The sequence below is a fragment of the Salmonella sp. SSDFZ54 genome (assembly GCF_004010735.1).
Lineage (GTDB): Bacteria > Pseudomonadota > Gammaproteobacteria > Enterobacterales > Enterobacteriaceae > Salmonella > Salmonella enterica.
In genome coordinates this window covers 4,475,667-4,486,844 of the sequence record NZ_CP034819.1, presented here as the reverse complement: position 1 = coordinate 4,486,844, position 11,178 = coordinate 4,475,667, and the positions used below count along the sequence as shown (strand labels likewise).

Below are 11,178 nucleotides of genomic sequence, written 5' to 3'. Positions count from 1 at the left end.
GCTGAACAGTTCTGCTTTTATTTATTTCAGGAGTTGAAGATATGTTTACGGGGATCGTACAGGGTACCGCGAAACTGGTATCGATTGATGAAAAACCCAACTTTCGCACCCATGTGGTGACGTTACCGGGCTACATGCTGGAGGGGCTGGAGACGGGGGCGTCGGTAGCGCATAACGGATGCTGTTTGACGGTGACTGAAATAAACGGCAATCAGATAAGTTTTGATCTGATGAAAGAAACGTTGCGCATCACCAATCTGGGCGCGTTGAGGGTAGGTGATGAGGTCAACGTAGAGCGCGCCGCCAAATTCAGCGATGAAATCGGTGGACATCTGATGTCGGGGCATATTATTACGACGGCGGAGATCGCGAAAATCCTGACCTCCGAAAATAACCATCAGGTGTGGTTTAAAGTGCAGGATGCGTCCCTGATGAAGTATATCCTGTACAAAGGCTTTATCGGCGTCGACGGCATCAGTTTGACCGTCGGCGAGGTAACGCCAACGCGCTTCTGCGTGCATCTCATTCCGGAAACGCTGGAGCGTACTACGCTTGGCAGAAAAAAACTGGGTGAGCGTGTGAATATCGAGATCGATCCGCAAACGCAGGCGGTTGTCGATACCGTAGAACGCGTACTGGCTGCGCGAGAAAATGCGGTCAGAAATCAGGCCGACATTGGCTAACGGAAAATAAGATTCCCCCGCATGAAATGCGGGGGCGATGATTAGCGAGGAACGCGCAGACCGTTTTCAACGCCGCGCGTAAATACCACCTGCCAAAGCTGGATATCACGTGCGCGAAACGCACCCGCGCAGGCATTGAGATAATAGCTGAACATACGTTTAAAGCGCTCGTTATAATTGCCCGCAATCTCTGGCCAGGCATTGATAAAGCGCTCATGCCACGCCATCAGAGTCGTGTCATAGTCGGCGCCAAAGTTATGCCAGTCTTCCATTACAAAGTGTGATTCGCTGGCCTCGGCGATTTGACGAACAGACGGCAAACAACCGTTGGGGAAAATATACTTATTGATCCACGGATCGACATTATGATCGGTTTTTTTAGAACCAATAGTATGGAGCAGGAAAAGACCATCCGGTTTTAAATTCCTGTCAACGACCTCAAAATAGGTGTTGTAGTTTTTTGGCCCGACATGTTCGAACATACCGACGGAGACGATTCGGTCAAACTGATCGTTAAGGTCGCGATAATCTTCGAGGAGAATGGAGACATCCAGACCTTCGCAACGCGTCTGCGCCATTTTTTGTTGTTCAGCGGAGATCGTTACGCCCACCACGCTAACGCCATAATGGGTCGCCATATATTGCGACAGGCCGCCCCAGCCGCAGCCGATATCCAGCACACGCATCCCCGGTTGTAGCTGTAGCTTTTCGCAAATCAATTTCAGCTTGGCTTGCTGTGCCGCTTCCAGCGTATCGGCATCTTTCCAGTAGGCGCAAGAATATTGCATATAGGGATCGAGCATACGGGAAAAAAGGTCATTACCAAGATCGTAATGTTCCTTGCCGACAATCCAGGCGCGTTTTTTACTTTGTAGATTAATCAGACGCGCGCCGAGGATACGGAGCGTATCTTTAACATGGTGGGGGAGTTGATTTTCAAGACCGGCACGTAAGACTTTGCTGAAGAAAATATCCAGACGCTCGCATTCCCACCAGCCATCCATGTAACTCTCACCTAACCCCAACGATCCTTCCTGAAGGACGCGTTTAAAAAAATCGGGATTCTTAACACGAATGTCAGACGGGGCGGAACCATTAATTGTAATATCCGCGCGACTTAACAATTCGTTGGCGATTCGGTACCAGTTATCATCCGGTACGCTGACTTCTTCTATACACGATGAACTCATAGTTTCTCCATCACTGGACGCTGATCAGAACCTTAAAACAGCGTAGACGCTTTTTTGGCTTTGTGAGAAATCCCACGGGCAATTCCGTGAGCCAGTTATCCGACGTAGAACAGAGGAAGGGAGGAACCCTTGCCGAAAAGGCCATCCATGGTGAATCGGGAACGCTCCGGTTCCCGTTAATGCCTAATAATTATCGTAATATAAACAACCGTGAATCAGTATAGGCCGCAATTTTTGATGATTCAACCGAAAATTGTTAGCGTGCTAATTACCAGCGGTTAACAAGCTTTTAGTGAGACTTGTCGTGGGCGACATTGGCATGAGGAAACCCAGTCTCAGCGCACTCTGCATGAGACTGCATTTTATAGCCTAACGCCGCCAGAACAACGGTAGAGAGCATTACGCTGGTGGTGGTCAGTAGCGGCGTGCTGATGAGCCATGAAACCACCAGGCTTGCCAGGAAACATAACCCCAGTTGCAGCGTATTTTGTAGCGCCGCAGCGCGCCCCGTGGCTTGAGGGAAAGGGCGTAACGCTTGCGCGACTACGATAGGGTAGATGGCGCCATTAGCAATCGCCATTACGCAGAAAGGAATCAGGATCTCCACCAGTGAGGCATTATTCAGAAGGCCCGCTCCCCAGGTGGCGATAACGCTCAGCGCGTACAGCCCTAACAGCCACGGAAGCAATTGGTAGCCCTGCCATTTTTGTAGCGCCGCGCGGCAACCATATCCGCCAATCAGAAAAGCGATGGTTTGCGGAACATAGCTCAGGCCAATCACTGCCGGGCTGTAACCCATCGCGCTGAGAATAAACGGCGACCCTGTTAGCCACGCAAAAAAGCTGGCGGAACAGGCGGCATAAATCAGCACATTACCGCGATAGGTTTTAGAGCGTAACAGTGTCGCGAAAGTGAGTTTATCCTGTCCCTCGGTACGCGCTTTTACCGATGGTTTTAAGCGCAGCGCTGGCAACATCAGCAACAACGTAATCACGAACAGGGTGGCGAAAATCGCCTGCCATGAGAAATGCGTCAGTATCCAGCTTCCCAGTAAGGGCGCAAGCGCCGGGGATAATCCCACCAGTGGCATGATAGTGGCGAAGATACGATTAATTTTTTGCGAAGGATAATAATCGGTCACCAGCGCTTGCCAGATTACCGTTGCCGCACAAACGCCGACGGCCTGCACAAAGCGCAGCGTCAGCAGTGCTGCCGCGCTTTCTACCCACAGCATCCCCAGACTTCCGAGTGCAAAGATAGATAACCCCAGCAGTAAAATCGGTTTACGGCCATAACGATCCGATAGCGGTCCCCAAAGTAGTTGCGCGACGGCAAAGCCAGCTAAAAACAGGCTGAGGCTGGCGCTGACCGCGGCGGCAGGCGTTTGTAAATCCGCCTGTATGGCGGCAAACGCGGGCAGGTACATGTCCGTAGCCAGAAATCCCAGCACGCTAAGGCCGGCTAACCAGACTAAAAAACCTTTTCCAGGTTGCATATTTGTTTCTCTTTCTTATCAGACAGACATTGTCGCAGAGTGTAGGGAGTGAAATTACGGTTGTGAAACGTTAATATTTGTCCAGTGAATTCAAAATTTTTGTAGGCAAATTATGTGGTCGGAATACTCGCTTGAAGTGGTTGACGCCGTAGCGCGCAATGGCAGTTTTAGCGCGGCGGCGCAGGAACTGCACCGAGTGCCTTCAGCAGTCAGTTACACCGTTCGTCAGCTAGAGGAGTGGCTGGCCGTACCGCTTTTTGTACGACGTCACCGTGATGTTGAACTGACGCCTGCTGGCATCTGGTTTTTAAAAGAAGGGCGTTCTGTTATCAAAAAAATGCAGATCACTCGCCAGCAGTGTCAGCAAATTGCTAATGGTTGGCGCGGGCAGTTAGCTATTGCGGTGGACAATATCGTCAGACCAGAACGTACCCGGCAGATGATCGTCGATTTTTATCGTCATTTTGACGATGTGGAACTGCTGGTTTTTCAGGAGGTGTTTAACGGCGTCTGGGACGCGCTCTCCGACGGGCGTGTCGAACTGGCGATTGGGGCGACGCAGGCGATTCCGGTAGGGGGGCGTTACGCTTTTCGGGATATGGGGACCCTGAGCTGGAGCTGCGTAGTGGCAAGCGATCACCCGCTGGCGTCGATGCCTGGGCCGTTAAGCGATGATACCCTGCGCAACTGGCCGTCGCTGGTCAGGGAAGACACTTCGCGAACCTTACCGAAACGGATTACCTGGCTGCTGGATAACCAAAAAAGGGTCGTCGTACCGGACTGGGAGTCATCGGCAACCTGCCTGTCGGCAGGACTATGCGTGGGAATGGTGCCGACGCATTTTGCCCGCCAGTGGATAGACAGCGGAAAATGGGTGGCGCTGACGTTAGAGAATCCGTTTCCCGATGCGGCCTGTTGCGTGACGTGGCAGCAAAACGAGGCCTCGCCCGCGCTGGCATGGCTGCTGGACTATTTGGGCGATAGCGAAACGTTGAATCGGGAGTGGCTGCGGGAGCCAGAAGAGGCTCCCGACAGCGGGGATTAACGCCGATAGTCGCGGAACGGGCCGTCAGCGACCGAGCGACGCTCAACCAGGCGTGGATGAACTTCAATAGACTGTGACTCTTCACGCTTATTGACGATGCGATCCAATAGCATATTAAATGCGGTTTCGCCTAAAGAGTCTTTGGGCTGGTGAATCGTCGTCAGCGCCGGGGTAAAGAAACGGGCGTTACGCACATTGTCATAACCGATCACCGAAACGTCCTGCGGTACGCGAAGCCCCATTTCGTCAGCCGCGCAAAGCGCGCCCATCGCCATAATATCGCCGCCGCAGAAAACGGCGGTAGGGCGATGTGACTGCGATAAGATTTGCTGCATCGCGTGGTAACCGGATTCCGGCTCGAAGTCGCCCTGAACAATCCAGTTGTCCGGCACGTTGATCAGCGCCTCCTCCATGGCTTTCATAAAGCCTGCCAGCCGGCCCGCGCCGGTGTTGCGCTCCAGCGGGCCGGGAATAACGCCGATATCCCGGTGGCCGCGCTCAACCAGATAACGACCCGCCATATAGCCGCCTGCAAAGGCGTTATCAATCACCGTGTCGGTAAAATCGGCCTTCGCTTCACCCCAGTCCATCACCACCATCGGAATATGGCGATACTCTTCCAGCATGGAAAGCAGAGGTTCTGGATACTCAGAACACATCACCAGCAGGCCATCCACGCGCTTTTGCGCCATCATGGACAGGTAGGCGCGCTGTTTTTCCAGGTTATTCCAGGCGTTGCCTAAAATCAGCGTATAGCCTTTCTGGAAACAGTTTTTTTCAACTGCCTCGATAATTTCGGCAAAATAGGCCGCTTCGCTGCTGGTCGCCAGTAAGCCTATCGACTTGGTATGGTTAACCTTCAGGCTACGCGCGACGGCGCTGGGAGAGTAGTGCAGCTCTTTAATTGCCGCCCAGACCGCGTTACGCGTTTCTTCAGCGACAAAACGCGTTTTGTTGATTACGTGTGATACAGTTGTAGTGGAAACGTTTGCTCGTTTCGCTACATCTTTAATTGTTGCCATTACATTTCACTCCAGACCCTCGCTAAGCTCCTGAGAAACGCCAGGTAAACGTTTGCCTACACACACCCTAATCGCAACATCAGGGTTGCGGCACGCCGGAAAAACGACACGGAACGTCAGGAAGGGGTCAATGGCCGTTACGCTAATTCAGTAAGCCTGGAATTTTGTCTGATCTTGAGGAAAAGGGGAAGCGTTAAAAACAGTTATCAATATAAAACATGAGAGATTTTTGGGCGGGAATGTGCAAAAATGCGCTATATCACTTTTTGTGTGGGAATAAAAAGGAGAAAACTTGATGAGTACCGACCTGAAATTTTCGTTGATTACTACGCTGATTGTTCTGGGCGTGATTGTCGCAGGTGGATTAACGGCCGCTCTGCACTGATTTCCTCTCTTCTGAGGGTGGGCGTCTCCTCTATTCTATCCCTCTCTAAAACGCAGAAGGCGTACCTTCTGCGTACTCAGACTTATGCGGCGAGATTTTTCGCAACAAATTCCCAGTTAACCAGCGCCCAGAAATGCTCCAGATAGTTTGGACGGGCGTTGCGGTAGTCGATGTAATACGCGTGTTCCCACACATCAACCGTCAGCAACGGCGTTGCATCCGTAGTCAGCGGCGTACCGGCATTTGAGGTAGAAACGATAGCCAGTTTGCCATCAGCGCTTTTTACCAGCCATGTCCATCCGGAACCAAAGTTTTTGATAGCGGCATCGGTGAACTGCGCTTTAAATTCCGCGAAGCTGCCAAAAGATGCCGCGATAGCATCAGCCAGTTTCCCGGTCGGTTCGCCGCCAGCGTTTGGCGCCAGGCAGTTCCAGTAGAAGGTGTGGTTCCACACCTGAGCGGCGTTATTAAAGATGCCGCCTTCGGAAGTGCGCACGATCTCTTCCAGCGATTTGCCTTCAAACGCCGTGCCTTTGATCAAATTGTTAAGATTGGTCACGTAAGTCTGATGATGTTTGCCATAGTGATATTCCAGCGTCTCAGCAGAAATATGCGGCGCCAGAGCATCTTTGGCATACGGTAATGCAGGTAATTCGAACGACATTGCTTCTCTCCTTATTATTAATATTGCGCACGCACAATAACCCTGGTGCGCGTAAGGATAGGGTAGCAAATTGAGAGGTGGCGCAAAAGAAGAAGTTATCCTGTCGTTAAACGACAGGATAAAATATTAGCGAATTGTTTTAGGTGTCATCACCCGGCGGGCGCCGACATAATGACGTTGCCAGTACTCTTCGTTCAGTGAGGTGATCTTAATTTCCTGACCGCTGCGCGGGGACTGAATAAACTTACCGTTGCCGACATAGACGCCAACGTGATCGGCGGTGCCGCGCCCCTGCGTACGGAAGAACACCAGATCGCCGTTTTTCAACTCGCTACGCTCAATGGGCGCCGCGTCACGCAGGTGATACATCTCATTCGCCGTTCGGGGGATACGGATCTTCACTAAATCTTTATAGGCATAATAAACCAGACCGCTGCAATCAAAACCGGTACGCGGCGACGCGCCTCCCCAGTGATACGGTTTACCAATCTGATTCATGAGTTTGGACATCGCGGTTTTCGTCGCTTTTTGTACTTTTGCACGATGCGCATCGGCAATAGAGACCGGCAATGTTCCTTTCCCCTTCACGCAGTGCGGCTTACGGCCTTTACGCGTCGTGCATTTTTCCGTTACGTCGAGGGCGGCGATTGACGTGGGCGCGGTTCTGTTACGACGATGCGTCGTATGACGAGATTTCGTGGAGGCGGTGGTACGTTTTGGCGTAGAAGCGGAAGAAGAACGGCTGGTTTTTGAGGGTTTTTTTACGTTTTTTTTGCTGGTCTTACTGATCTTTTTCGTTGTGCTTTTCTTTTTATCTGCCGTTTTCGTGACATGAGAAACAGCAGGCGTCGCTTTGGCTTGCCTGGAAGCATGGGCCATTGGCGTAAAGGGGAGAGTAGTAAAAAGTAAAGCACAGAGCGTGATCGAGATTTTGTTTATCCGCGCCACTGAGCAATCCTCTGTTAAAGGCAGGCGATTCATGCCTGCGTATGATTTACAAAACCTGATAATTCTAATCTACAAAAGCACAGATTGGTAATTGCTTTTGGTTTCTGAAGCTGTGTTTCGTTAACAGATGTAAAAAAATAGCAATTAATGCTAAACACGAACGCGTTATCTACAAATCACTGCGCGGCAACCCGCTTAAAAGATATTTTGTATACAACTTATTCCCGCAGACGGTAAAATAATAAGGCATGATGAAAATGTTATTTTCCGTTGCCAGCCTGACCCGTTACAATGACAGGCTTCGGTCGTAAAAGTAGTTTAAGGAAGCGAGACAATGAGCACCACTATCGAAAAAATTCAGCGCCAGATCGCTGAAAACCCGATTCTCCTGTATATGAAAGGTTCACCGAAACTGCCAAGCTGTGGTTTCTCTGCGCAGGCCGTTCAGGCGCTTTCAGCCTGCGGGGAACGTTTTGCCTATGTTGATATCCTGCAAAACCCGGATATTCGCGCTGAATTACCGAAATACGCCAACTGGCCGACATTCCCACAACTGTGGGTGGACGGCGAGCTGGTCGGCGGGTGTGATATTGTGATTGAAATGTATCAGCGTGGCGAGCTGCAGCAGCTTATTAAAGAAACTGCGGCAAAATATAAAACTCAGGAGCCGGACGCAGAGTAATCTGTGAAAGGGGAAAGCGACCTGTAAAGGTCGCTTTTTTACCGCCATCGTGAGCAAGAGCGGCGTTGTTAGCCTCGTTATTTGTCCGTCGGTAAAGGTAACGGCCAGCCGCCCAGGCGCTTCCAGCGATTGACGATTTCACAAAACAGCACCGCTGTCCGCTCGGTATCATACAAAGCGGAATGGGCTTTTTCACCGTCAAACTCCATACCTGCCGCCAGGCACGCTTTTGATAACACCGTTTGTCCCAGCGCCAGTCCGCTCAATGCCGCAGTATCAAAGGTGACGAACGGATGAAACGGGTTACGTTTCAGCGAGGCGCGCTCTGCGGCGGCCATCATAAAACTGTGATCAAAAGTGGCGTTATGCGCGACCATAATGGCGCGGCTACAACCGCTGTCTTTGATACCTTTACGCACCATTTTGAAAATAGCGTGTAGCGCCTCATATTCACTCACCGCGCCGCGTAGCGGGTTAGAGGGATCGATACCGTTAAACGCGAGCGCTTCCGGCTGTAAGTTGGCTCCAGCGAACGGCTCCACATGGAAATGTAGCGTCATGTCCGGCATCAGCCAGCCTTGTTCATCCATTTTCAGCGTGATGGCGGCGATTTCGAGCAGCGCATCGGTTTTAGCGTTAAATCCTGCAGTTTCAACGTCGATGACGACAGGATAAAAACCACGAAAACGGTCGCACAGACCGGAAAGTTGAGCGTTATCGGACATCTGAGTCTCTTAATACGAAAAAATGCAGCGCGTATTATGGCAAATTTTACGCCGGGATGCAGTAAAACAACGGGCGCAGTGACCTGCGCCCGGCGGGGGATCAGTTACCCAGACCGCGGCCTGCGTCTTTAGCTTCAATCAATTCGATTTTATAGCCATCCGGATCTTCAACGAAGGCGATGATGGTCGAACCGCCTTTTACCGGCCCCGCTTCACGGGTCACGTTGCCGCCGTTCTGACGAATGCGTTCACAGGCTTCAGCAGCATTGTCAACGCTCAGCGCGATGTGCCCATACGCATTGCCCATGTCGTAGCTCTCAACGCCCCAGTTATAGGTTAGTTCGATGACCGCTTCTTCCGTTTCCGGACCATATCCCACAAAGGCCAGCGAGTATTTGTATTCCGGATTCTCACTGGTACGCAGCAATTTCATGCCCAGAACGTTAGTGTAAAAAGCGATGGAACGCTGCAAATCGCCGACGCGCAGCATAGTATGCAATAAACGCATTTTCGTTGTCCTTAAAATAGTCAAGATATTCAAAGTATAGCGGCGATGTGAGGCCGCTATCAATGAAATTACAGAGTAGGGTAGTCAGTGTAGCCTTCCGCGCCGCCGCCATAAAAACTTTCGGGACGCTGTGGATTAAGTTCCGCTTTACGTTGCAGACGCGCTACCAGATCCGGGTTCGCGATGTAATCACGACCAAACGCCACGGCGTCAATCAGCCCTTTTTCGATCAGATCTTCCGCTTTTTCTGGCGTATAGGCGCCAGCGCCGATGATGGGGCCGTGGAAACACGCGCGCACTTTTTCACGGAACGCGTCGCTGTACGGTTCGCCGCCCGCCCAGTCTGGTTCAGACATATGCAGATAAGCAATGCCGCGTTTGCCTAACGCTTCAATCAGATAAAGGGCGTCAGCTTCTTCATTCGGGCCGTTATCGACATTCTGGAAAGTGCCGACAGGAGAAAGGCGGATGCCGATACGGTCCGCGCCCCATTCCTTAATGCCGGCATCAACCACCTCCAGCACCAGACGGGCGCGATTCTCTACGCTGCCGCCGTACCGATCGGTACGGTGATTAGAAGACGGAGAGAGGAACTGGTGCAGCAGATAACCGTGCGCGGAGTGCAGCTCCACCAGATCGAAGCCTGCCTCTCGGGCATTGGCGATAGCCTGGCGGAAATCGTTGACGATCCCGGGGATCTCGTGAGTATCCAGCGCGCGCGGCGTGGAAGTCTCTACGCGGATGGCCTGGCCGTTTTCGTCACGCAAAGAGGTGCGGGTTCCCGCATTGATAGGGGATGGCGCGACGGGCGCTTGTCCGCCTGGTTGCAGGCTGGCGTGTGAAATACGGCCCGTATGCCACAGTTGCACCGCCATATGGCCGCCCTGGGTATGGACTCCCTGAGTGATTTTTTTCCAGGCGGCGATCTGCTCATCGCTGTGTAATCCCGGTGCGCCGGCATAGCCTTTCGCCTGTGCGGAGATTTGTGTGGCTTCGCTGATGATCAATCCGGCGCTGGCGCGTTGACGGTAATATTCCGCCATTAACGGCGTAGGAATGTCGCCCGGTTCAATACTCCGCAAACGCGTCAAAGGCGCCATAAATACGCGATTTGTCGCCGTGATGGCACCCACCTTGAGGGGGGTAAACAGTTTTGCTGATGACATAGTGGCTCCTGATATAAGTAGACCGGTCGTCTTGTAATAAAGGAAATAAAAACGCCTGTTACTGCTCAGGCGTTGCAATGATGGTCTTAACATGCGCCAACGCATTTTCCAGCGGCGCGGCGCTACGGGATATTTTGGCCTGCAAATTGGCGCCCAGCCACAGGGCATAAAGTACCTGCGCCTGTGGCAACGGCTGGCCGGTGAAATGTAAACAGTGGCTATTACGGCCATCTTCCAGCGCGCGTGCAAGCAGTGCCATGATCTCCTGCGCCCCTTTATCCATCGTAGAGCGCATATCCTCCGACAGATCGCAGACCTCCGCTGACAGTTTCACCGTCAGGCAACCGCTAATGGCGCCTTGCTGGCAAAACTGCTTTAACGTTTCCTGATACCAGGCGAGAAGACGATCGCGATGATTACCGGGACCGGAGGTGAAGTGCACCGTAAGACGCTGATGATAGCAGGCGTAATGTCGCTCAAGCATGGCGACGCCGAAGGCTTCTTTCGAGCGAAAGTAGTGATAAAACGACCCTTTAGGCACCTGGGCGGTTTTGAGCAACTCGCTAAGCCCCATGCCGGTAAAACCCCGTTGCATACAAAGCTGCTCGCCGGTGGCCAGCAGATGTTCGCGGGTATCGTGTTCGGTTTGCTTATTCATGACAGGC

General features: G+C 52.1%; 13 protein-coding genes. 4 read left to right on the top strand and 9 right to left on the bottom strand.

Going from position 1 to position 11,178, the window contains the following annotated elements:
* The first annotated feature begins 41 nt into the window (after positions 1–41).
* A complete protein-coding gene (locus tag EOS97_RS22285; RefSeq protein ID WP_127836201.1) occupies positions 42–683 on the top strand; it encodes a riboflavin synthase subunit alpha in 642 nt (213 codons plus the stop codon).
* A 41-nt stretch (positions 684–724) separates the two neighbouring features.
* Here the strand turns inward: EOS97_RS22285 and cfa are convergent, their stop codons facing one another.
* A complete protein-coding gene (gene cfa / locus EOS97_RS22280; protein ID WP_000098879.1) occupies positions 725–1,873 on the bottom strand; it encodes a cyclopropane fatty acyl phospholipid synthase in 1,149 nt (382 codons plus the stop codon).
* Between the two features lie 289 nt (positions 1,874–2,162).
* A complete protein-coding gene (punC, locus tag EOS97_RS22275) occupies positions 2,163–3,368 on the bottom strand; it encodes a purine nucleoside transporter PunC (protein WP_001182318.1) in 1,206 nt (401 codons plus the stop codon).
* Positions 3,369–3,480: 112 nt separating this feature from the next.
* Here punC and punR point away from each other — a divergent pair, with 112 nt between their 5' ends.
* Positions 3,481–4,413: a DNA-binding transcriptional activator PunR gene (gene punR / locus EOS97_RS22270; RefSeq protein ID WP_000269513.1), complete on the top strand. Its 933-nt coding sequence runs from the start codon at positions 3,481–3,483 to the stop codon at positions 4,411–4,413.
* Here punR and purR read toward each other — a convergent pair.
* Positions 4,410–5,435: an HTH-type transcriptional repressor PurR gene (gene purR, locus EOS97_RS22265; RefSeq protein ID WP_000190992.1), complete on the bottom strand. Its 1,026-nt coding sequence runs from the start codon at positions 5,433–5,435 to the stop codon at positions 4,410–4,412. The two genes, punR and purR, sit on opposite strands and share 4 nt — an antisense overlap.
* Before the next feature lie 295 nt (positions 5,436–5,730).
* Here purR and EOS97_RS22260 point away from each other — a divergent pair, with 295 nt between their 5' ends.
* Complete coding sequence (locus EOS97_RS22260) at positions 5,731–5,820, top strand: YnhF family membrane protein (protein ID WP_000102277.1); 90 nt, start codon at positions 5,731–5,733, stop codon at positions 5,818–5,820.
* Between the two features lie 82 nt (positions 5,821–5,902).
* On the opposite strand, the gene sodB is transcribed toward EOS97_RS22260, so the two are convergent.
* Both sodB and EOS97_RS22250 read right to left on the bottom strand, forming a co-directional pair.
* Positions 5,903–6,484 (bottom strand): superoxide dismutase [Fe], encoded by a 582-nt coding sequence (sodB, locus tag EOS97_RS22255; protein WP_000007299.1) that lies wholly within the window; start codon positions 6,482–6,484, stop codon positions 5,903–5,905.
* 126 nt (positions 6,485–6,610) lie between these two features.
* A complete protein-coding gene (locus EOS97_RS22250; RefSeq protein ID WP_001804749.1) occupies positions 6,611–7,432 on the bottom strand; it encodes a C40 family peptidase in 822 nt (273 codons plus the stop codon).
* Positions 7,433–7,766: 334 nt separating this feature from the next.
* On the opposite strand from EOS97_RS22250, the gene grxD reads away from it, so the two are divergent.
* Positions 7,767–8,114 (top strand): monothiol glutaredoxin 4, encoded by a 348-nt coding sequence (gene grxD, locus EOS97_RS22245; protein WP_000108176.1) that lies wholly within the window; start codon positions 7,767–7,769, stop codon positions 8,112–8,114.
* A gap of 77 nt (positions 8,115–8,191) precedes the next feature.
* On the opposite strand, the gene rnt is transcribed toward grxD, so the two are convergent.
* The 4 genes from rnt to EOS97_RS22220 all read right to left on the bottom strand — a co-directional run bounded on the left by rnt (position 8,192) and on the right by EOS97_RS22220 (position 11,171).
* On the bottom strand, positions 8,192–8,839 hold the full coding sequence (rnt, locus tag EOS97_RS22235) for a ribonuclease T (RefSeq protein WP_001282267.1): 648 nt from the start codon (positions 8,837–8,839) through the stop codon (positions 8,192–8,194).
* Positions 8,840–8,939: 100 nt separating this feature from the next.
* Complete coding sequence (gene gloA, locus EOS97_RS22230) at positions 8,940–9,347, bottom strand: lactoylglutathione lyase (RefSeq protein WP_001237787.1); 408 nt, start codon at positions 9,345–9,347, stop codon at positions 8,940–8,942.
* Positions 9,348–9,415: 68 nt separating this feature from the next.
* Positions 9,416–10,513: an alkene reductase gene (locus EOS97_RS22225; RefSeq protein WP_127836200.1), complete on the bottom strand. Its 1,098-nt coding sequence runs from the start codon at positions 10,511–10,513 to the stop codon at positions 9,416–9,418.
* Between the two features lie 58 nt (positions 10,514–10,571).
* Positions 10,572–11,171 carry a TetR/AcrR family transcriptional regulator gene (locus EOS97_RS22220; RefSeq protein WP_001041829.1) on the bottom strand — a complete coding sequence of 200 codons (600 nt, stop codon included), beginning with the start codon at positions 11,169–11,171 and terminating at the stop codon, positions 10,572–10,574.
* Between the last annotated feature and the right edge of the window lie 7 nt (positions 11,172–11,178).

Coding starts and splice junctions, on each gene's coding strand:
- EOS97_RS22285 (WP_127836201.1), top strand. CDS start 42: ATGTTTACGGGGATCGTACAGGGTACCGCGAAACTGGTATCGATTGAT.
- cfa (WP_000098879.1), bottom strand. CDS start 1,873: ATGAGTTCATCGTGTATAGAAGAAGTCAGCGTACCGGATGATAACTGG.
- punC (WP_001182318.1), bottom strand. CDS start 3,368: ATGCAACCTGGAAAAGGTTTTTTAGTCTGGTTAGCCGGCCTTAGCGTG.
- punR (WP_000269513.1), top strand. CDS start 3,481: ATGTGGTCGGAATACTCGCTTGAAGTGGTTGACGCCGTAGCGCGCAAT.
- purR (WP_000190992.1), bottom strand. CDS start 5,435: ATGGCAACAATTAAAGATGTAGCGAAACGAGCAAACGTTTCCACTACA.
- EOS97_RS22260 (WP_000102277.1), top strand. CDS start 5,731: ATGAGTACCGACCTGAAATTTTCGTTGATTACTACGCTGATTGTTCTG.
- sodB (WP_000007299.1), bottom strand. CDS start 6,484: ATGTCGTTCGAATTACCTGCATTACCGTATGCCAAAGATGCTCTGGCG.
- grxD (WP_000108176.1), top strand. CDS start 7,767: ATGAGCACCACTATCGAAAAAATTCAGCGCCAGATCGCTGAAAACCCG.
- rnt (WP_001282267.1), bottom strand. CDS start 8,839: ATGTCCGATAACGCTCAACTTTCCGGTCTGTGCGACCGTTTTCGTGGT.
- gloA (WP_001237787.1), bottom strand. CDS start 9,347: ATGCGTTTATTGCATACTATGCTGCGCGTCGGCGATTTGCAGCGTTCC.
- EOS97_RS22225 (WP_127836200.1), bottom strand. CDS start 10,513: ATGTCATCAGCAAAACTGTTTACCCCCCTCAAGGTGGGTGCCATCACG.
- EOS97_RS22220 (WP_001041829.1), bottom strand. CDS start 11,171: ATGAATAAGCAAACCGAACACGATACCCGCGAACATCTGCTGGCCACC.